The organism is Pseudomonas sp. FW305-3-2-15-E-TSA4, from assembly GCF_058787295.1.
This window is the reverse complement of sequence record NZ_JBYSZP010000023.1, coordinates 1-21,852: the sequence shown is the minus strand read 5'-3', so window position 1 is coordinate 21,852 and position 21,852 is coordinate 1. Positions and strand designations below refer to the sequence as shown.

Here is a 21,852-nt window from a genome sequence, read left to right as displayed (position 1 = left end):
CGCGAGCAGGCTCGCTCCCACAGGGGATCTGCGTCAGGCGGCCTGACGCAGTTGAGGTTTTACTGCGGCTTCACGCCGGGCATCCTTGGGGCCGAACACTTCGCGCGGTTCCGGGAACAGGCTCAGCAGCGTCAGGTACACCACCGAGGCCAGGCCCAGAGTCACCGGCAGGCTGATGTCGATGCCGCCGGCCAACTCACCCAGCGGGCCGACGAATTGTCCCGGCAGGTTGACGAAGCACAGGCCGACCGCCGCGCTCGGGATCCATGCGCCCAGGCCACGCCAGTTCCAGCCGTGATTGAACCAGTAGCGTCCGCCTTGCTCGCCGCGAGTGAACACTTGCAGGTCATCCGGGCAGTAGAAGCCGCGACGCACCAGCAGGCCGATGATCATGATCACCATCCACGGGGTGGTGCAGGTAATGATCAGCACGGCGAAGGTCGACACGCTTTGCACCAGATTCGCCGCGAAGCGCCCGATGAAGATGAAGGCAATCGACAGCACGCCGATCAGCAACGTTGCCTTGACCCGCGACAGCACCCGTGGGAATACGCTGGACATGTCCAGCCCGGTGCCATACAGCGAGGTGGTGCCGGTGGACATGCCGCCGATCACTGCAATCAGGCACACCGGCAGGAAGAACCAGCTCGGCGATACCGCCAGCAGGCCGCCCACATAGTTGTTCGCCGCGATGTAGTCCGGCGCCTTGATCGCGACGATGGTCGCGGTGCTCAGGCCGAACAGGAACGGAATGAACGTGGCGATCTGCGACAGCACCACAGCGGCCATGATCCGCTGCTTGGAGGTGTCACGCGGGATGTAGCGCGACCAGTCGCCGAGGAACGCGCCGAAGGAAATCGGGTTGCTCATCGCGACCAGCGCCGCGCCGATGAACGCCGCCCAGAAGCCCGGTTGACCGAGGTTCACCGTGCCGGCGTAGTTGACGTCGAAAGGACCGGCGAAGGCGAAGATGCCCAGCAGGAACAACAGGCTGGCGCTCCACACCGCGATCTTGTTCACCCACAGCAAAAAGCGGAAGCCGTAGATGCACACGGTCAGCACCAGAATCGCGAACAGGCCGTAGGCCAGGCCCAGGGTCAGGTCGGTTTCCGGCAGACCAATCAGGCGTTTCGCACCCCCGATCAACGCATCCCCCGAACTCCACACCGAGAGCGAGAAAAATGCGATGGCGGTCAACAGCGACAGGAACGAACCGACGATCCGCCCGTGCACGCCGAAGTGCGCCCCGGAGGACACGGCATTGTTGGTGCCGTTGAGCGGGCCGAACAGGCCCATCGGGGCGAGGATCAGCGAGCCGAGCAGCACGCCCAGCACAATCGCCCAGACACCGGCCTGAAACGACAGACCGAACAGCACCGGGAAACTGCCGAGCACGGCGGTGGCAAAGGTATTGGAACCACCGAAGATCATCCGGAACAAGTCCGTCGGGCCTGCGGTGCGTTCGTGGTCCGGGATCTGTTCGACCCCGTGGGTTTCAATTTGCGTAAGGCTTTGGTCGTTGTTGTTGTTATTCATGATCTGCTCCGATCATAAAGGCGCGCCTCATCGTGTGTGAGGCGTCACCTGTTTGGCTAAGGGGATGGCAGCCCTTCCGGCATTGCGGACAAATGTTCGTGGCAGGCCAGCCAATGGCCTTGTTGTTCTAGGCTCGACGCTTGTTTCTTGAAAACAATCGTCTCGCGCTCCTGGCTGAAATGTTGCTCCCCTTGCATGCGCAGCTCGGTGGCCACGTCATGGATAAACACCGCCACGTCACCTTGCAGGCTGACGAAGGCGTTGCTCGAAGTGCACGACAGCACTTCAAAGCCATCCTCGGCACGCCAGCTGTCCCACAAGGCCTGATAGGCATCGCGCGACAGCAGCGGCTGTTCGAGGGTGTAAAACACGAAACTTGCATCGGCGCTGAACGCGCCGAAATAAGCCTCGCGATCGTTACGAGCGAAGGCGGACACCAGATCGGCAGCCGCTTTCAACACCTGATCACGTTCGTTCATGGCCGAACCCTCAGCGGTGAACCACGCCAGGCAGTACGCAGAGCATTTCGTACAGCAGGTTGGCGGCCAGCAGCGAGGTGTTGCCGGTAGTGTCGTAGGCGGGCGAGACTTCTACCAGATCGCAGCCGATCAGGTCGAGGCCCTGACAGCCGCGAACGATTTCAATCGCCTGAATGGTCGTCAGACCCCCGATTTCCGGGGTGCCGGTGCCGGGCGCCCAGGCCGGGTCGATGCCGTCGATGTCGAAGCTCAGGTACACCGGGCCGCCGCCGACTTTCTCGCGCACTTCGGCCATCAGCGGCGCCAGCGATTTGTGCCAGCACTCTTCGGCCTGCACCACGCGGAAACCCTGATCGCGGCTCCAGTTGAAGTCGTCAGCGGTGTAACCCTGCGCGCGCAAACCAATCTGCACCACGCGGTCGCAGTCCAGAAGACCTTCTTCGACGGCGCGACGGAAGGTCGTGCCGTGAGCGATCTTCTCGCCGAACATGTGATCGTTGACGTCAGCGTGGGCATCGATGTGCACCAGACCGACCTTGCCGTGCTTCTTGTGAATCGCCCGCAGGATCGGCAGGGTGATGGTGTGGTCACCACCCAGTGTCATCGGGATCACGTTGTGCTCGAGGATGTTGTCGTAGGCTTCTTCGATGATGCGTACGGCGTCGAGCAGGTTGAAGGTGTTGATCGCCACGTCACCGATGTCGGCGACCGACAGCGAGTCGAACGGCGCAGCGCCGGTGGCCATGTTGTACGGGCGGATCATCACCGATTCGGTGCGGATGTCGCGCGGCCCGAAGCGGGTGCCGGGGCGCAGCGAAGTACCGATGTCCAGTGGCACGCCAACGAAGGCAGCGTCCAGGCCGGCAGCGGTCGGTACATGGGGGAGTCGGAGCATGGTGGCGATGCCGCCGAAGCGCGGCATTTCGTTGCCGCCCAGTGGTTGGTGAAGAATCTTGTCCACGGGTAGGGCCTCATCGTCTTTGTTTTATTTATATCGGCGCACCGTTGAGCACAGGTTCGGACGCCGCTGTGGGGCCGATTCTGCGAAATGTAGTGGCGGGGAAGAATCGCTACGGGCAAAAACTTAGTTCAGATTTTTCTAAACTAATGTTGAGGCTGGAGATAGACTCGTCGCTGTTCGCCGGGGTGAACATGACGCCTGTGTGGGAGCGGGCTTGCTCGCGAATGCGGTGTGTCAGCAACATGGATGCCAACTGATACGAAGCCTTCGCGAGCAAGCCCGCTCCCACAGGGACTGTGTTTCTTCGGACGCACCGAATGCTTCTTGTGATGGAGTAGACATGGCCAACGCTTTACCCGACCTGAAACTATTGCGCATCTTCGTCAGCGTGGTCCGCCATCAGGGCTTTGCCAATGCGCAGCAGGAGCTCAACCTGTCGACCTCGGCGATCAGCACTTACATGAGCCAGCTTGAAGCCGCGCTCGGTCTGGTACTGTGCCATCGCGGGCGCGGTGGGTTCAGCCTGACCAGCAAGGGTGAGCTGTTCCATCAGGAAACCCTGCGCCTGCTCGCCGAACTCGAAGGTTTCGAGCAATACGCCGCGGCGCTCAAGGGCGAACTGCGCGGCACGCTCAACCTCGGGGTGATCGACTCCACCGTCAGCGACAAGGCCTTGCCGTTCGCCGAGGCCATTGGCGCCTACAGTCAGGAACACCCGGCGGTGCATTTGCATCTGTCGGTGATGAGCCCGTACGAACTGCAACTCGGCGTGCAGGACAACCGCCTCGATCTGGCCATCGGTGCGTTTTCCACGCGCATGAGCGGTCTGGTGTATATGCCGCTGTACCGCGAGCAGCACTGGCTGTATTGCAGCAGCCGGCATCCGCTGTTCAACGAGCGGCGGATCCCCGAGCAGGTCATCACCCAGCAACGCATGGTCGGCCGTGGTTACTGGAGCCAGGCCGAGCTGGCACGGCACGGTTTCAAACACAGCGCGGCGACTGTGGAAAGTATGGAGGCGCAACTGATTCTGGTGCTCTCCGGCGCCTACATCGGTTACTTGCCAGAACACTACGCCCAGGCCTGGGCCGACAAGGGCGACCTGCGCGTGTTGCTGCCGGCGACCTTCGGTTATCAGGCGCCATTCTCGATGATCATGCGCCGTGGCCGCAGCCGCGAGCCGCTGATCCAGACCTTCCGTGATTTGCTCAAAGCACAGCTCAATCAGGCATAAGAACCATGTCCAGACCCCAATGCCCGCGCTGCCTGCGCCCACACACCCATTGCCTGTGCCCGCTGATCCCGAGCCTCGATAGCCGCACCCGGGTGTTGCTGTTGCAGCATCCGAGCGAGGTCAATCACGCGCTTAACACCGCGCGACTGGCAGCTCTGGGTTTGACCAATGCCGAGTTGATTGTCGGTGAAGTGTTCGAGGATCTGCCGACGCTGCTCAATCGGCGGGGGTATCAGGCGCGGTTGTTGTTTCCCGCTGACGATGCGCAGCCGATGCAGGCTTACCGCGAATCCGCTGAACCGTTGTTGCTGGTGGTGCCGGATGGCACCTGGCGCAAGGCACGCAAGATGCTTCATCTCAACCCGCTGCTGGCGGCGTTGCCGCGGGTGACGCTGGCGCAGGGCGGGGTGTCGCGCTACCGGTTGCGCAAGGCCCCGGGGCCGGGGGCGTTGTCGACCATCGAGGCGATTGTGCAGGCGCTGGAAACCCTCGAAGCACCGACGACGTTTGCGCCGTTGCTCAAGCCGTTCGAAGCGTTGATCGAGGGGCAGATTGCGGCGATGGGGGAGGAGGTTTTTCAGCGTAATCATGCGAAATAATGGTTGTTGAAACGGGCCTCTTCGCGAGCAGGCTCGCTCCCACATTTGATCGCAGGTGTGCACAAATTATGTGCTCAGCTCAAACACCCTGTGGGAGCGAGCCTGCTCGCGAAGGCGCCGGATCAATCAGCGCAAATCTCAACAATGCCTACCGCTCCCGCATCGCCTCGGTCCGCGCTTTCAACACCGGTTTTAGCAGGTAATCCAGCACACTTTTCTCCCCGGTAATAATGTCCACCGTCGCCACCATCCCCGGGATGATCAGCAGCGGTTTCACATCGCCGCCCAAATGGTTTTTATCGGTGCGCACCTGAATCAGGTAGAAGCTGTTGCCCTTGTCATCGGTAATCGTGTCGGCGCCGATCAGTTCCAGTTTTGCGCTCAGCCCGCCGTAGATCGTGTAGTCATAGGCACTGAACTTGACCATGGCTTTCTGGCCCGGATGGAGGAACGCGACGTCTTGCGGACGCACCTTGGCTTCGATCAGCAGGTTGTCTTCCAGCGGCACGATTTCCACCATGTCGCTGCCCGGCTGCACCACGCCGCCGATGGTGTTGACCTTGAGTTGCTTGATCACCCCGTGCACTGGCGAAGTCACGGTGGTGCGGCTGACGCGGTCGTCGATGGCGATGCTCGACGCGGTGATTTTCGACAGGTCGGTGCGCTTCTGATTGAGGTCCTTGGCGGCGTCGGAACGGAAAGTCTGTTCCGATTCGTCGATCTTGCTCTTGATCTCGTTGATTGCCGATTCCGCCCTTGGGATGGCCAGGGTCGTTGCGTTCAGTGAGCCGCGAATTTCCACCGCGCTGCGTTTCAGTCGCAGGATCTCCACCGGCGACACCGCACCGGTGCCGACCAGTGGCGCCGACATGTTCATCTCTTGCTGCAGCAGCGCCAGGCTGGAACTGTACTGGCCTTGCTTGGAGCGGAATTCCGCCAGCTCCTGAGTCTTCTGCCGCAGCTGTTCGGTGAGGGTGCGTTGTTCGCTGGCCAGACGCCGTTGGCGCTGGTCGTAGAGTGCCCGTTCGTCTTCGGCGACCTGTGGCGCTTTGGCGATCACCTCGTCAGACAGTTTGAACGGACGGCCCTCGGCTTCGGCGGAAAGGCGTTCGACTTGCGCGGTCAGGGCGTAACGATCGGCCTCGCTCTCACCCTTGTTCGACAGGAAGCGTGTGTCATCCAGGCGCAGCAACTTGTCGCCCTTGTTCACCATCTGTCCTTCACGGACAAAAATCTCGGTGACGATCCCGCCCTCCAGGTTCTGGATCACCTGGACCTTGCTTGACGGAATCGCCTTGCCTTCGCCCATGGTCACTTCTTCCAGCACGGCGAACTTGGCCCAGACCAGTGCACTGATCAGCAGCGCCGCTGCGAGCCACACGGTGATCCGCGACCAGCGCGGCGAATCCTGCAACGAAGCGCCGGCGGTTTCCGGCATGAACTCGGCCTCGGCGCTTTTGCCGAAACTGTCGAAGTAGCCGCGTGATTTGCTATCTGAAGATGCAGACATGGGGCGATACCCCTCAGTTAGGAAACATCAAACCGCACAACCCATGCGTCGCCCGGAACACTTACTTGTGGTGAGGGGATTTATCCCCGATAGGGTGCGAAGCGCCCTCAGAGTCTTTGGGGCTGCTGCGCAGCCCATCGGGGATAAATCCCCTCGCCACAGTTTTGTGAGAGCCATAAATTATGTGCACGCATCTAAACCGCTGCCGAGCCGACGCGGCCCTTGCGCAGTGCATCGATGACCGCTTCTTTCGGGCCGTCGGCGACGACCCGGCCGTTGTCCAGTACCAGCAGCCGATCCACAAGGCTCAGCATCGAGGTGCGATGGGTGACCAGCAGCAGGGTCTTGCCTTGCACCCAGCCGTGGAGCTTCTGGCGCAGCAGGTCTTCACTGCTGTTGTCCATGGCGCTGGTGGGTTCATCGAGCAGCATGATCGGTGGGTCGAGCAGCAACGCCCGAGCGAGTAAAACGGCCTGACGCTGGCCACCGGAGAGTAACTGCCCACGCTCGCCCACTGGCCGGTCGAACCCTTGCGGATGCTGGCGGGCCAGTTCAGTGACGCCGGTCAGCTCGGCAACTTCGAGCATGCGTGAATCGCTAATGTAGCGGGCGCCGAGGGTCAGGTTGTCGCGCAGGCTGCCGGCCAGCAGCGGCAGGTCATGGGCGACGTAACCGATCTGCTGGCGCAGGTCGGCGACATCCAGTTGCCGCAGGTCGAGACCGTCGAGCAGCAACTGGCCTTCCTCGGGTTCATAGAAGCCCATCACCAGTCGCGCCAGGGTGCTTTTGCCCGAGCCGCTACGGCCGATGATGCCGATCCGCTCGCCGGGTTTCATGCTGAAGCTGACGTTGCTCAGCGCCGGTGCGTTCTGGCCGTTGTAGTGAAAGGTCACGCCGCTGACGTCCAGCGCGCCTTGCAGTTGCGTGCGTTCCAGCGGTCGCTGTTTGCCGTCGCGTTCCTGGGGCAGGCCCATCAGCGCGTCGGTGCTTTTCATGGTCAGTTGCGCTTGCTGGTAGCGGGTGATCAGCCCGGCGATCTGCCCCAGCGGCGCGAGCACCCGGCTGCCGAGCATGTAGCTGGCCACCAGCGCACCGACGCTGAGGTTGCCGGCGATGATGCTGTAGACCCCGGCGACGATCGTCGCCATCCCCGAGAACTGCTGAATGAACAGCGTGCCGTTGGTCGCCAGCGCCGAGAGGTTGCGCGCGTGGCTGTCGAGGCGGGTGAGGGCGCCGTGGGTACTTTCCCATTTGTGCTGGCGCTCGCTTTCGGCGCTGCAGGCCTTGAGGGTTTCCAGGCCGCCGAGGGTTTCGATCAGCAGCGCCTGCCGTTCGGCACCCAGGCTCAGGCTTTTCTGCACGGTGTCACGCAGGCGCACCTGAATCGCCAGAGCAAATATGATCGTGATTGGAAACGCCAGCAGCGGAATCACCACCAGCCAGCCACCGAGCAGACCGATCACCACCAGCATCAACACCACGAAGGGCAGGTCGATCAGGCTGGTCAGGGTCACGGCGGTGAGGAATTCGCGCAGGCCCTGAAAGTCATGAATGCTCTGGGCGAAACCGCCGATGGTTGCCGGCCGCGCCTTCATCGCCATGCCGGTGATCCGTTCAAATAAAGTCGCGGAAAGGATCACATCGGTTTTCTTCCCGGCGGTGTCCAGCAGGTGCGCGCGCACCACCCGCAGCACCAGTTCGAAACCGGTACCGATCAGCAGGCCGATCGCCAATACCCACAGGGTCGACGTGGCCTGATTCGGCACCACGCGGTCGTAGGTCTGCATGACGAAAAGCGGCACCATCAGGCCTAAAAGGTTGATCAGGAAACTGGCAAGGATCGCGTCGCTGTACAGCCATTTCGACAGCTTCAGGGTGTCGCGAAACCAGGCATGCACTCGCGGCACCAGCGGTGAACGCAAGTCTTCAAGTTCGTGGCGCGGACGGGCGAACAAGGCCTGGCCGCTGTAGTGTTCGGCGAGTTCTTCGCGCTCGACCCATTGCTCGCCACCATCGGCTTCGCTGGGCAGGATCAGCGCCTTGCCGTCATCGGCAAAACGCCGCAGTACGGCAGTGCGGCCGTCCTTGAGCAGCAACAGGATCGGCAGATTCAGCGCAGAAATATCCTTCAGTTCGCGGCGCAACAAGCGCGCCTGCAAACCGGCCCGGGCTGCTGCGCGGGGCAGCAGGTCCAGACTCAGACGTTGCTTGTTCAGGGGCAGCCCGGCACTCAGGCTGGCACGACTGACCGTCGCGCCATGCAGTTTGCAGAGGATCAGCAGACCGTCGAGTAACGGGTCATCGAAGCTCAGCCGCGGATCGATCCCGGTGTGTCCGCCTTCGGCCATGCTGGTCATATTGATCGCCCCTGTTGAACGGACTCGACTTTCGACACATCTCCCCTGTAGGCGCTGCCGAAGGCTGCGATCTTTTGATGTTGTTTTTGCAGATCAAGATCAACAGATCGCAGCCTTCGGCAGCTCCTACACGGGGTTACCTCATTTCAGTTCGGGCAGGCGCGCCTCGTTTTTGACTTCGGTCGCCGCAATCGCATCCGCCGGCAGCACCACCCGTTGCTTGCTCAGCAACTGGCCCATGTTCGCCAGCACGCGGTACATCGAATATTCCTCGGTGTAGCGAATTTCGGTGTAGCGGCGGTTGGCGTTGTAAAGCTCGTTTTCACTGTCGAGCAAGTCGAGCAGGGTGCGTTGGCCGAGGCCGAACTGATCCTGATACGCCGCACGTACACGCTTGGTGGTCTCGGCGTATTCACGGGCGGTCGGGGTCTGTTTGTTCGCGTTGACCATGGCGTTCCACGCCAGGTGAATGTTCTCGTTCAACTGACGCAAGGCGTTGTTGCGTATGTCCATCGCCTGATTGATCTGGTGCGCATCGGAGGCCAGACGAGCCTTGTCGCTGCCGCCACGGAACAGGTTGTAATTCATGATCACGCCGACGCGCCATTCGTTGTCGTGGCCTTCATCGCCTTGCACGTTGTTGTTCGCACCCACCGCCGCTTCGGCGTCAAAACGCGGGTAGAACGGCGACTTGGCAACTTCATACTGGCTCTCGGCCGACTGCACGTCCGCCTGCGCGGATTTCAGGTACGGGTTGTTCTCGACCATGCTCTGCTGGGCTTCCGGCAGGCTGGTTGGGATTTCGCCGCGAGTCGACGGTGGCGCTTCCAGTTCATCGGGCATGCGCCCGACCACGGCGTAGAAATTCGATTCGGCGTCGGCCAGATCGACTTCGGCGGTGTCGAGGTTGTTCTGCGCCAGCGCCTTACGGGCCACCGACTGATCGGAGTCGGCGGTGCTGCCGATGCCGCGCTGGGTGCGCAGGCCGATCTGATCGTTGACGCGCAAGTGCGCTTGCAGGTTGTTCCTGGCCAGCGTCACCAGTTCACGGCGCTTGAGCACTTCGAGGTAGACCTCGATGGTACGCAGCGCCAGATCCTGAGCGGTGCCTTGCGCGTAGTAAGCGCGCGAGTTGGAAACGCCCTTGGTGCGCTCGACCTCGTTGGCGGTGTTGAAGCCGTCGAAGATCATTTGCCGCAGCCGTAGCTCCGACTGGGTGTAATTGAGGATTTCGGTGTGGTGATTACCGAAAGCCCGGGTATTGGTGTTGTCGCTGTAACCGCGCCCGTAAGCGGCATTCAGATCGACGGACGGATAGAAGCCACCCTTGGCCACTTTCACTTGCTCATCGGCGGACAGTTTGGCGTCCACGCGCGAGGCGAGGTCCGGGTGGGTGGCGATGGTGCTTTGAATCGCTTCGGTCAGATTCATGGCCTGGGCTTGGGAAGTGCAAGCCATGGCCAGCAAAACCGCGCTGCAGAGGGGGGTTAAAACGCGCATGGGGTGCATCTCCCTGGTCCTGATGGTGCGTTACTGTCGCCAAATATTTGACGATAATTTGAGGTGTAAGCGTTTCACTCTTGTAACAACAGAGCTAAGAACATCCTGAAGCGTAGCTAAGAAAAAATTTTCATAAGGCTTATGCCGAAAAAAACTTATGCGCTTGGCGAAAACCAGCACATTGTTCAGATCGAAAGCCTTTGTTTCATGCGCTTTAGGGAGCACAAAAAGGCTTGAGGAAAGTTCCATTCACTTTGCGACATACGGCGAAGTACTGCTGAAGGGGAGGGACGCGTAGCGGCAGATGAGCGACAGATTTTTGTCACTCGGGTGATTCACCACCGTTACGTAGCGTTAGTGGGTTCGCTGCATTGATCAGGAGTCCGAAGTGCTTGAAAGCACTGAAGTTTCCTCGTTTGCGCAACCTGCGAAACGAACTGTCGAGGTGCGAGCGTCGCCCCGACAACCCGATTGAGCCATGGGCTGCTTCGCGAACCAGTGCCGACGGTGGTCGGCAGCGGAGGAATTTCACATGGCAACGCTCATCGGGACAGTCACTAAAGTCATTGGTCAGGTTTTTGCGCAGGGCACCGACGGCACGCGCCGCGCCCTGGTCGAGGGCGACCGCTTGTTTGCCGGCGATCAAGTGATCACCGGCGCAGAAGGTGCCGTCGCCATTCATCTGCAAAATGGCCACGAGTTGACCCTGGGCCGCGACAGCAGCATGACCATGTCCGGGCAACTGCTGGCCAATCAGGCGGTGCATGTCGATTCCCCTGAAGCGCTGACCCCCAGCGAAGCACAACTGACTGACGTCGAGCAGATTCAGAAAGCCATCGCTGCCGGTGAAGACCCGACCAAAGCGGCAGAGGCCACCGCCGCCGGCCCGAATGCACCGGGCGGCGCGCCAGGTGAGTTGGGTGGCGGCCACAGTTTTGTCCTGCTGACGGAAGTCGGTGGGCGCGTGGATCCGGTGATCGGCTTCCCGACCGCCGGTTTCAACGGTATTCCCGAGTTTCCCGAAGAGCGGCACAACGCAGTCATCGACAATGGCGACAACACGCCGATCGTGCCGCCGCCGGTCAACAACCTGGTGACCCTCAGTGGCCTCGCCGTGCCTGGCGGTGAGCTGACCCTCAACGAAGCCAACCTGCCTGCCGGCTCCTCTGCCAACCCCGGCGCGCTGACCCAGAGCGGCAGCTTCACGGTGTCGGCGCCGGACGGTCTGAGCAGCCTGAACATCGGCGGTATCAACGTGATCAGCGGTGGTGTGGCGGCCGGTTTCCCGCAGTCGATCACCACACAACTGGGCAACACCCTGACCATCACCGGGTATAACGCCAGCACCGGCGTAGTCAGCTACAGCTACACCCTCAACGGCAACGATGCCCATCCGGCCGGTGACGGCGCCAACAGCCTCAGTGAACATTTCACCGTGACCGCAAGCGACAGCAATGGCGACAGCGCCACCGGCTCGCTCGACGTCAACATCATCGATGACGTGCCCAAAGCGGCGAATGACAGCAACGCCAACACCGCCTCGGAAACCCAGTTGACCTTGACCGGCAACGTCCTGACCAACGATGTGCAAGGCGCTGACCGCGTGCCCACCGGCCCGGTCACTGCCGGCACCTTTACCGGCACTTTCGGTACCCTCGTATTGAATGCCAATGGCACGTACACCTACACCCTGAACACCAGCGACGCAGATTTCAAAGCGCTGCACGGTGGCGGCAATGGCACCGAGACTTTCACCTACACCCTCACCGATTCGGACGGCGATACCAGCACTGCGAATCTGGTTCTGCAGATTCACAACAACGACGATCCGGTGGTGATCAACGGGTTGAACGTTGAAGGTGGCGAGCTGACGGTTTATGAAAAAAACCTCAGCAGCGGTAGCGAGCCGGATGCCAATGCGCTGACCCAGAGTGGCACGTTCACTATCACCGCACTGGATGGCGTTACCACGCTGACGGTGGGCGGCATCGCCGTTGTCACTAACGGCGTGGCCGCGGGCTTCCCGCAATCGGTGACTACACCGTTGGGCAGCACGCTGACCATCACCGGTTTCAATGCCACCACCGGTGTTGTGAGTTACAGCTACACCCTGGTCGACAACGAGGCACACCCAACCGCCAATGGCGCCAACAATTTGCCTGAGCAGTTCGCCGTCACCGTCGTGGACGACAACGGCACGACTGCCAATGCAACGCTTGATGTGAACGTGATCGACGACCTGCCTAAAGCAATCGATGACAGCAACACTGGCACCGCTTCGGAAACTCAGTTGACCCTGACCGGTAACGTACTGACCAACGACGTACAAGGCGCCGACCGCGTACCCACCGGTCCAGTCACCGCCGGCACCTTCACCGGCACCTACGGCACCCTCGAACTGCACACCGACGGCACTTACACCTACACGCTGAACACTACCGACGCCGACTTCAAAAACCTGCACGGCGGCGGTAATGGCACCGAGACTTTCACCTACACCATCACCGATTCGGACGGCGATACCAGCACTGCGAATCTCGTCCTGCAAATCCACAACAACGACGACCCCGTGGTCATCAGCGGCCTCGACGTTAACGGCGGAGAGCTGACCGTTTACGAAAAAAACCTCAGCACCGGCAGCGCGCCTGATACCAACGCGCTAACTCAAAGCGGCACCTTCACCATCACCGCTCTGGACGGCGTCACCACGCTGACCGTCGGCGGCATCGCCGTGGTCACCAACGGCGTGGCCGCAGGCTTCCCGCAATCGGTCACTACACCGCTCGGCAGCACGCTGACCATCACTGGTTTCAACGCCACTACGGGTGTTGTGAGTTACAGTTACACGTTGATCGACAACGAGGCACACCCAACCGCCAATGGCGCAAACAACCTGCCCGAGCAGTTCGCCGTAACGGTAGTGGATGACAATGGCACCACCGCCAACGCGACCCTCGATGTGAACATCATCGACGACCTGCCAAAAGCGCTGAACGATTCCAACGCCAACACCGCGTCAGAAACCAATCTGACCCTCACCGGCAATGTCCTGACCAACGATGTTCAGGGCGCCGACCGCGTACCGACCGGCCCAGTGACTGCCGGTACGTTCACCGGCACCTACGGCACGCTGGAACTGCACACCGACGGCACCTACACCTACACGCTGAACACCACCGACGCCGACTTCAAAAACCTGCACGGTGGCGGCAATGGCACCGAAACCTTCACCTACACCATCACCGATTCCGATGGCGATACCAGCACCGCCAACCTCGTCCTGCAGATCCACAACAACGACGATCCGGTGATCATCAACGGGCTCGACGTCAATGGCGGTGAACTCACCGTCTACGAGAAAAATCTCACTGACGGCAGCGCACCCGATTCCACTGCGTTGACCCAAAGCGGCACGTTCACCATCACTGCGCTGGACGGCGTGACGACCCTGACCGTCGGTGGCATCGCCGTGGTCACCAACGGTGTAGCCGCAGGCTTCCCGCAATCGGTCACCACACCGCTGGGCAGCACGTTGACCATCACCGGATTCAACGCGACCACCGGTGTCGTCAGCTACAGCTACACCCTGGTCGACAACGAGGCACATCCAACCGCCAACGGCGCCAACAATCTGCCTGAACAGTTCGCCGTCACCGTAGTGGACGACAACGGCACCACCGCTAACGCAACCCTCGATGTAAACATCATCGACGACCTGCCAAAAGCGCTGAACGATTCCAACGCCAACACCGCGTCTGAAAGTCAGTTGATCCTGACCGGCAACGTCCTCACCAACGACGTGCAAGGCGCCGACCGCGTGCCCACCGGCCCGGTCACCGCCGGTACGTTCACTGGCACCTATGGCACGCTGGAACTGCACACTGACGGCACTTACACCTACACACTGAACACCAACGACGCCGACTTCAAAAACCTGCACGGCGGCGGCAACGGCACCGAAAATTTCACCTACACCATCACTGACTCGGACGGCGATACCAGCACCGCCAACCTCGTCCTGCAGATCCACAACAACGACGATCCGGTGACCCTCAACGGTCTCGACGTGAATGGCGGCGAACTCACCGTCTACGAAAAAAATCTCAGCGACGGCACCAGTCCCGATACTCCGGCGCTGACTCAGAGCGGTACCTTCACCGTGACCGCGCTCGACGGTCTGCAAACCCTGACCGTGGGCGGCATCAACGTCGTCACCGGTGGTGTGGCCGCAGGCTTCCCGCAATCGATCGTCACGCCGTTGGGCAGCACGCTGACCATCACCGGCTACAACCCGGCGACTGGCGTGGTCAGCTACAGCTACACCCTGGTCGATAACGAAACCCATCCCAACGGCAATGGCGCCAACAGCATCACCGAGAACTTCAACGTGGTGGCGACTGACACTGACGGCAGCACCGCCAGCGGCCAGATCAACGTCAACATCATCGATGACCTGCCGAGCGCGCATGCCGATGCCGCGTCGGTGGCGGAGGGCGGCACCGTCAGCGGCAACGTGCTCGACAATGACATCGGCGGCGCCGACGGCCCGGCCGTGACCGGCGCGGTAGTCGGTGTGCGAGCCGGCTCCGACACATCCACCTCGGCCATCGGCGGCCTCAACAGCAACATCAATGGCACCTACGGTTACCTGACCCTCGATGCCAACGGCAACGCGGTCTATCACAGCAACCCCAATGCCGTGAACGGCCCCGGTGCGGTGGATGTGTTCACCTACACCGTGCGCGATTCCGATGGCGATGAAAGCACCACCACCATCACCATCGATGTCGCCAACAGCAAGCTGTATGCGACCAGCGACACCGACGTCACCGTCTACGAAAAAGCCCTCGACCTGACCAAGGACGGCGCCGATCTGGCCCCGGGTACGGTCATCGGCAGCGACCCGACCAATACGGGTGAAACCGCCTCCAGCACACTGGTCGGTTCGGTCACCGGTGCGGTTGGCGCCATCAGCTATGCGCTGGTCGGCAGTGCCACCGGCAACTACGGGCAGATCGTGCTCAACCCCAACGGCACTTATACCTACACCCTGACCTCGCCCGCGACCACCACACCGCATGCCGACGACGGGGTCAATACCCTGACTGAAACCTTCACCTATCAGGCCACCGATTCGCTGGGCAATGTGGTCACCAGCACCATCGTCGTCAGCATCGTCGATGACGTGCCCAAAGCCCTCAACGACAGCAACGCCACCAGTGCCTCGGAAACCCAGCTGACCCTGACCGGCAACGTGCTGACTAACGACGTGCAAGGCGCGGACGTGGTCGCCACCGGACCGAATGCCGGGCCGATCACCGCCGGTACCTTCACCGGGACTTACGGCACGCTGGTGCTCAATGCCAACGGCACTTACACCTACACGCTCAACCCGGCTGACGCCGACTTCAAAGCGCTGCACGGCGGTGGAAACGGCACCGAGACATTCACCTACACCCTCACCGATGCTGACGGCGATACCAGCACCGCCAACCTGGTGCTGAACATCCACAACAACGACGATCCGGTGGTGCTCAACGGCCTCGACGTCAACGGCGGCGAACTCACCGTCTACGAGAAAAACCTCAGTGACGGCACCAGCCCCGATACTCCGGCGCTGACCCAGAGCGGTACGTTCACCGTCACGGCCCTGGATGGCCTGCAAACCCTCACCGTCGGTGGCATTGCCGTCGTGACCAACGGGGTCGCCGCAGGCTTCCCGCAATCGGTGGTGTCGCCGCTGGGCAGCACGTTCACCGTCACCGGTTACAACCCTGCGACCGGCGTGGTCAGCTACAGCTATACCCTGGTGGATAACGAAAATCACCCGACCGGTAACGGCGCCAACAGCCTCACCGAAAACTTCAACGTAGTCGCGACTGACACCGATGGCAGCACCGCCAGCGGCCAGATCAACGTCAACATCATCGATGACCTGCCGACCGCCAAGGCCGACACCGGCTTGGTGGCGGAGGGCGGCACGGTCAATATCAGCGTGCTCGGCAACGACGTTACCGGCGCCGATGGCGCAGCGGCAGGCGGGGCAGTGGTCGGCGTGCGCGCCGGCAGCAATACCGCGACCTCGGCGATCGGCGGCCTCAACAGCAACATCAACGGCGCCTACGGCTACCTGACCCTGGACGCGGCGGGTAACGCCATCTACCACAGCAACCCGAACTCGGTGAGCCCACCGGGCGCCACCGACACGTTCACCTATACCATCCGCGACGGCGACGGCGACGAAAGCACCACCACCATCACCATCAATGTCGCCGACAGCAAACTGATTGCATCGGTGGATCAGGACGTGACGGTCTATGAAAAAGCCCTCGACCTGACCAAGGACGGCCAGGACCTGGCCCCCGGCACGGTCACCGGCAGCGACCCGAGCAACACCGGCGAAACCGCCACCGGCACACTGGTCGGCGCGGTCAGCGGCGGTAGCGGGGCGCTCACCTACACCCTGGTCGGCAGCGCCACCGGCACTTACGGGCAGATCCAGCTCAACGCCGACGGCACTTACACCTACACCCTGACCTCGGCACCGAAAACCACGCCGAACGCCAACGACGGCGCCAACACCCTGAGCGAAAGTTTTACCTACAAAGCCACCGATGCGCTGGGCAACAGCACCACCAGCACGATTGTGGTCAACATCGTCGACGACGTGCCCAAAGCCGTGGCGTCGGATCGTTCGGTGGCGGCGGTGGAGATCGATTCCAACCTGCTGATCGTCCTCGACATCTCCGGCAGTATGGCCGACGCCTCCGGTGTGCCGGGGCTATCACGTCTGGCGCTGGCCAAGCAGGCCATCAGTGCCTTGCTCGACAAGTACGATGATCTCGGCGATGTGAAGGTGCAGCTCGTCACCTTCAGCAGTAATGCCACTGACCGGACTTCGGTGTGGGTCGATGTGGCGACGGCCAAGTCCATACTCGCCGGCCTCACCGCCGGTGGCGGTACCAACTACGACGCTGCCGTGGCGGTGATGCAGACCGCGTTCAACACCTCGGGCAAACTCACCGGGGCGCAGAACGTCGGCTACTTCTTCTCCGACGGCAAACCCAACGAAGGCGACATCAACGCTGCCGACGAAGCCGCGCTGAAAAACTTCCTCGATGCCAACAACATCAAGAACTACGCCATCGGTCTGGGCAGCGGCGTGAGCAACGCCAACCTCGATCCGCTGGCCTATGACGGCATCAGCCACACCAACACCAACGCGGTAGTGGTCACCGACCTCAATCAGCTCAACTCGGTGCTGTCGGGCACTGTGGAAGGTGCGCCGGTCACCGGTTCGCTGCTGGGCGAGGGCGGTACCTTCGGCGCCGATGGCGGCTTCATCAAATCCATCGTGGTCGACGGCACCACCTACACCTATGACCCGCGCGCCAACAGCGGCCAGGGTTCGTTGACCGCATCCGGCGGCACCAACCACGGCACGTTCAACACCGTGAACAACACGATCAGCATCGCCACCAACAACAGCGGCACGCTGGTGATCAACCTGGACACCGGTGACTACAGCTACACCTCGCAAAAAACCACGACCACGGTGATCACCGAGAACATCGGTTTCACCCTCAGCGACAACGACGGCGACCTCGCCAGCTCGACGCTGACCGTGAAAGTGATCCCCAACTCGCCACCGGTGGCGACGGACGACCACGTCATCACCAACGTGCTGTCGAGCAACATCACCGTGCCGGGCGAACTGTTGCTGGCCAACGACACCGATCCGGACGGCGACACGCTCAACGCTTCGCCGACCAGCTTCAACACCGGATGGGTGGCCAAGGGCGCGGACTTCACCGGCACCGGCGCGATCAACTTCGCCGGCACCGGCAACACCGCCGCCAACCAGAACCTGGCCGACGTACGCGCTGCATTCGCCGCCAACACCGCCGCGATGACCGCAGTGCTGGTGGTCAGCGGTTACCTCGGTGCGGTGACCAATGCCAATGCCAACGATGAGGACCTGATCACCGTCAAACTGAAACAGGGCGAAACGCTGAACCTGGATCACAACCTCGCGGCCGGCCACGTCACCATGGAGTACTCGGTCAACGGCGGCGCGTTCGTCAGCATCGCTGACGGCGGCACCATCACTGCCGGTGCCGATGGCACCTACCAGATCCACGTGACCAACATCAGCAACACCAGCGGCAGCAATCCGACGGCAGCGGAAAACTATCAACTGACCATGACGGTCAACTACGCCGGCGCCCATGACGTGACGCCGGATTTCCACGGCACCTATATCGCCAATGACAACCATGGCGGCAGCGACACCGCCAACGTCAGCATCACCTATCAGGATGGCCACACCCTCACCGGTACTGCCGGGGATGACATTCTGGTGGCGGGCACCGGCAACAACATCCTCAATGGCGGCGACGGCAACGACGTACTGACCGCCGGTTCCGGCAACAACGAGATGCACGGCGGCGCGGGCAACGACTTGCTCTACAGCGGCCCGGGCAACGACATTCTCGACGGCGGCACCGGCATCGACACGGTCAGCTATGCCCACGCCACCGCCGGGGTCACGGTCAACCTCGGCCTGCTCGGCGCGCAAAACACCATCGGCGCCGGTACCGACACGATCAGTAATATCGAGAATCTGGTCGGCTCGAACTTCAACGACACCCTGACCGGCGACAACAATAACAACGTGATCAACGGCGGCCTGGGCAATGACATCCTCAACGGTGGTGGCGGAGATGACCTGCTGATCGGCGGCATGGGCAACAACACCCTGACTGGCGGGGCCGGCGCGGACACCTTCCAGTACCTGAAGGGCAACACCGGCCACGACACCATCACCGATTTCACCCCCGGCACCGACAAGCTCGACCTGTCGCAACTGCTGCAAGGTGAAAACGGCACCACCGCGTCGCTGGACGACTATCTGCACTTCACCGTCACCGGCAGCGGCGCCTCGGTTCTCACCAGCATCGACGTCAGCGCGCTGGCCGGCGCCACGCCGAACCAGACCATCGACTTGGCCGGCGTCAACCTCGCCAGCCACTACGGCGTGACCCCGGGGGCGGGTGGGGTGGTAGCCGGCGGGCACGACACGGCGACGATCATCAGCGGCATGCTCAATGATCATTCGCTGAAAGTGGACACAGTGTGATCAAGGCCTGAAACGACAAAACCCGCCGTTCCGGTTGATCGGGGCGGCGGGTTTTTTCTGTCTGGAGAGATGGGTTGCCAGTGCGTCAGCCTTCGCGAGCAGGCTCGCTCCCACATTGGATTTAGGGTGCTCAGCATTTTGTGAACAACAAAGCTCCCCTGTGGGAGCGAGCCTGCTCGCGAAAGCGGCCTCCCAGCCGACCAAACCCCAACTGAATGTACACACTCCAACTGTGGGAGCTGGCTTGCCAACGATGGCGGCCTACCAGCCGACCAACCCCCCATCTGAATGCACGCATTCCAACTGTGGGAGCGAGCCTGCTCGCGAAAGCGGCTCCCAGCCGACCAATCCCCAACTGAATGCACACACTCCAACTGTGGGAGCTGGCTTGCCAACGATGGCGGCCTACCAGACAAAATCAAAACAACAGAGCAAACCCCGCAAATAAACATCATCCCGCAACCACGTTTAAAGTACACGAACCGTTACGCCATACCGGCTACAACGCCTTGCGCCGTTACCTACGGGTACGCCAGAATCCGCCGGCTTACACGGCTATGGGGCGGGCTATATCGTATCCCTGTCACTGAAAATCAGTGATCGGGTTTGGTAGCCCGTCTTAAATTGTCGTTGTTGCGACACCTTCATTGCTGTTTCTTTTTTGAGATATGGCTTTATATGGTGGGCATGCGTGGGGCTCATTCGTGAGCGCCGGGTTACCCAATTTGACCGGTCTACCAACCCGCGCATGGCCGCCACCCGCCGTTTGGTAGCGAGGGTGATGGCTCCTATTGTTCAAATTGGAGTTTCATTTATGTTCAAAGCCACACCCAACCCCCCAGACACCTCGATCCCGTACGACCCAGCCCTCGACCCGCAGAAGATAAAAGCGGCAACCGACCGCGCCATCAACTTCTACCTCAACCCCGGCGCACTGAAGATCTCGATCCCTTCAACCTCGTCATGCAAGGCGAACAGAATCTTCCTCATCGACCCCACCGTGGACGAAGAAACCTTGCTCGTCGAAGCCTGCGAATCATTAGCCGCCGCCAGCGACATGGCCCGCGATATCGGCGACACCGTCGACCACCCACAGCGCCGGGCGATGCTGATGCTGCATCAGGTGATCATGCTCAGTGAACTGATGGTCAACCGGGTACTGGACGGCCGCCGCGTGCCGAACTAACTGCCCGGCACACCTGTTGGCGCAGCCTTTGGCAGCGCCTACAGGTCGTCATTCTTTCAAAGTGCCTCAAGGGGTACTTGCCCGGAGCCTCAGTCGATGTCCGAAACCAAGCCCAATCCACCAATCACAGACCCGGTATCGCCGTACGAGTCCCTCAACTCCAGAAAACTCCACGAAGCCGCCGAACGCGCCCTCGACCACTACCTCGCGCCCGCGAACATCATGGCAACGCCCTACACCCCTAGCAGTATGTTCATGGTCAACCCGCAAACCGACACCGAATCCCTGCTGGCCAACGCCTGCGAATCCCTGGCCTCGGCCACGGTGATGCTCGGTGACTTTGCCGGCACGCTGGAGGGGCCGAGTCGTAATACGGTGTTGGGCATTGCGCAGGTGGTTATGCTGGGGGAGTTGGCGGTGAATCAGGCGCTGGATAACGTCGTGCCCAAGGATTAGGCGCCAGCATTGATGGCCTCATTGCGAGCAGGCTTTGAACACGGCGGATAATGCGGAAATACAACGGGGGCGGATCATTTGATCCGCCCCCGCCCTTAAGGCGAAAAAGTAGGTGACGTAAAAATCGTTTTTCATCCGCTACGCCTGACGGGAAGGCGGATGAGATGGGTTCACGTTGTTCGTATCAAATGAATGTGACAGTCTGTTCCCCTAGGAGCTCTTGTCGCGGGTTGGAGGGGGCGGAGTCGGTTGCATATATGTACATGGTGTAACGGCCGGGTTCTAAGAGTCGAGGGGGGATGGATGCGGGATAAAAATCCTTATGCAGTCGGTACCATTTATTTAATCTAGTGCCACTATATAAAGAGAACCACTCGATGTTGTTGCGCTCGATTATGAGAACGTGGTGTTCCCTGGGGCTAACTGCGTAGAATTCGCAACTCAAATAGTGATTTCTAAAAGATGCGATATTTAGCGTGCTTCCGTTTGGTATTGTTTCAAAACTACCAGGAGACTGCGGGGTGGTTGTGACGCAGAATCGGACCGTCGTGGATGCGGTCACGGTCAAGGTTCGCGGATCCGACTCCTGCTCACTGCCATACAGAGCGATGGCGATAAAACGGTGGTCACCCACGCTCAAGTCCGTCACCGTCAACTCCCAGTCACCATTCTGTGGATCGATGTCGGCAATGCCTATCTCGATGGCGCCATCCTTGATCTTGACTTGCTGACCTTTAGCCCCTTTCCCTTCAAGTTTGATCGTGGTGTCGCCAGTCGTGCCGTCTGGGAGAATCTCATTCCCTTTTGAGTCTTCTACACGGGTAATTTCTGGCCGCACATCCTCAATCGCTTTGATCGTGTAAGTGCGCACAGGGAAAACCACTGCCTCGCTCTC

Annotated in this window: 11 protein-coding genes and 1 pseudogene; 5 read left to right on the top strand and 7 right to left on the bottom strand. The window is 61.0% G+C overall.

The annotated features are described in order from the left end of the window. Positions 1-33: 33 nt before the first annotated feature. Genes AC3WMV_RS25570 through speB form a run of 3 tightly spaced genes read right to left on the bottom strand, consistent with a single transcriptional unit; the run spans position 34 to position 2,976 of the window. Positions 34-1,536: a purine-cytosine permease family protein gene (locus AC3WMV_RS25570; RefSeq protein WP_027614574.1), complete on the bottom strand. Its 1,503-nt coding sequence runs from the start codon at positions 1,534-1,536 to the stop codon at positions 34-36. Positions 1,537-1,592: 56 nt separating this feature from the next. After that, the gene (locus AC3WMV_RS25565) at positions 1,593-2,015 is read right to left on the bottom strand and encodes a YybH family protein (RefSeq protein ID WP_027614575.1); all 423 of its coding nucleotides are present in this window, start codon (positions 2,013-2,015) and stop codon (positions 1,593-1,595) included. 10 nt (positions 2,016-2,025) lie between these two features. After that, positions 2,026-2,976 (bottom strand): agmatinase, encoded by a 951-nt coding sequence (speB, locus tag AC3WMV_RS25560; protein WP_003222717.1) that lies wholly within the window; start codon positions 2,974-2,976, stop codon positions 2,026-2,028. Positions 2,977-3,316: 340 nt separating this feature from the next. Here speB and AC3WMV_RS25555 point away from each other — a divergent pair, with 340 nt between their 5' ends. Both AC3WMV_RS25555 and AC3WMV_RS25550 read left to right on the top strand, forming a co-directional pair. After that, positions 3,317-4,210 (top strand): LysR family transcriptional regulator, encoded by an 894-nt coding sequence (locus AC3WMV_RS25555; RefSeq protein WP_007956593.1) that lies wholly within the window; start codon positions 3,317-3,319, stop codon positions 4,208-4,210. Positions 4,211-4,215: 5 nt separating this feature from the next. Continuing rightward, positions 4,216-4,809 carry a tRNA-uridine aminocarboxypropyltransferase gene (locus tag AC3WMV_RS25550; RefSeq protein ID WP_103369209.1) on the top strand — a complete coding sequence of 198 codons (594 nt, stop codon included), beginning with the start codon at positions 4,216-4,218 and terminating at the stop codon, positions 4,807-4,809. Between the two features lie 148 nt (positions 4,810-4,957). Here the strand turns inward: AC3WMV_RS25550 and AC3WMV_RS25545 are convergent, their stop codons facing one another. From AC3WMV_RS25545 to AC3WMV_RS25535, 3 genes are all read right to left on the bottom strand, one after another. After that, positions 4,958-6,319 (bottom strand): HlyD family type I secretion periplasmic adaptor subunit, encoded by a 1,362-nt coding sequence (locus AC3WMV_RS25545; protein WP_098967759.1) that lies wholly within the window; start codon positions 6,317-6,319, stop codon positions 4,958-4,960. A gap of 194 nt (positions 6,320-6,513) precedes the next feature. After that, on the bottom strand, positions 6,514-8,676 hold the full coding sequence (locus tag AC3WMV_RS25540) for a type I secretion system permease/ATPase (protein WP_096797468.1): 2,163 nt from the start codon (positions 8,674-8,676) through the stop codon (positions 6,514-6,516). 141 nt (positions 8,677-8,817) lie between these two features. Beyond that, a complete protein-coding gene (locus tag AC3WMV_RS25535; protein ID WP_007962570.1) occupies positions 8,818-10,176 on the bottom strand; it encodes a TolC family outer membrane protein in 1,359 nt (452 codons plus the stop codon). 532 nt (positions 10,177-10,708) lie between these two features. Here AC3WMV_RS25535 and AC3WMV_RS25530 point away from each other — a divergent pair. The 3 genes from AC3WMV_RS25530 (at position 10,709) to AC3WMV_RS25520 (ending at position 20,957) form a co-directional block, all read left to right on the top strand. Continuing rightward, on the top strand, positions 10,709-19,315 hold the full coding sequence (locus AC3WMV_RS25530) for a retention module-containing protein (protein ID WP_103369211.1): 8,607 nt from the start codon (positions 10,709-10,711) through the stop codon (positions 19,313-19,315). 814 nt (positions 19,316-20,129) lie between these two features. Next, complete coding sequence (locus AC3WMV_RS25525) at positions 20,130-20,501, top strand: DUF6124 family protein (RefSeq protein WP_095138608.1); 372 nt, start codon at positions 20,130-20,132, stop codon at positions 20,499-20,501. Positions 20,502-20,597: 96 nt separating this feature from the next. Next, on the top strand, positions 20,598-20,957 hold the full coding sequence (locus tag AC3WMV_RS25520) for a DUF6124 family protein (protein WP_103369212.1): 360 nt from the start codon (positions 20,598-20,600) through the stop codon (positions 20,955-20,957). Positions 20,958-21,141: 184 nt separating this feature from the next. Here AC3WMV_RS25520 and AC3WMV_RS25515 read toward each other — a convergent pair. Next, positions 21,142-21,852, bottom strand: a pseudogene (locus tag AC3WMV_RS25515) (hypothetical protein); the annotation flags it as partial.

What these genes read in the sequence shown, in the direction of transcription:
- AC3WMV_RS25540 (WP_096797468.1), bottom strand. Translation starts at nt 8,676, where the DNA reads ATGACCAGCATGGCCGAAGGCGGACACACCGGGATCGATCCGCGGCTG.
- AC3WMV_RS25550 (WP_103369209.1), top strand. Translation starts at nt 4,216, where the DNA reads ATGTCCAGACCCCAATGCCCGCGCTGCCTGCGCCCACACACCCATTGC.
- AC3WMV_RS25570 (WP_027614574.1), bottom strand. Translation starts at nt 1,536, where the DNA reads ATGAATAACAACAACAACGACCAAAGCCTTACGCAAATTGAAACCCAC.
- AC3WMV_RS25525 (WP_095138608.1), top strand. Translation starts at nt 20,130, where the DNA reads ATGTTCAAAGCCACACCCAACCCCCCAGACACCTCGATCCCGTACGAC.
- AC3WMV_RS25520 (WP_103369212.1), top strand. Translation starts at nt 20,598, where the DNA reads ATGTCCGAAACCAAGCCCAATCCACCAATCACAGACCCGGTATCGCCG.
- AC3WMV_RS25565 (WP_027614575.1), bottom strand. Translation starts at nt 2,015, where the DNA reads ATGAACGAACGTGATCAGGTGTTGAAAGCGGCTGCCGATCTGGTGTCC.
- AC3WMV_RS25530 (WP_103369211.1), top strand. Translation starts at nt 10,709, where the DNA reads ATGGCAACGCTCATCGGGACAGTCACTAAAGTCATTGGTCAGGTTTTT.
- AC3WMV_RS25555 (WP_007956593.1), top strand. Translation starts at nt 3,317, where the DNA reads ATGGCCAACGCTTTACCCGACCTGAAACTATTGCGCATCTTCGTCAGC.
- AC3WMV_RS25535 (WP_007962570.1), bottom strand. Translation starts at nt 10,176, where the DNA reads ATGCGCGTTTTAACCCCCCTCTGCAGCGCGGTTTTGCTGGCCATGGCT.
- AC3WMV_RS25545 (WP_098967759.1), bottom strand. Translation starts at nt 6,319, where the DNA reads ATGTCTGCATCTTCAGATAGCAAATCACGCGGCTACTTCGACAGTTTC.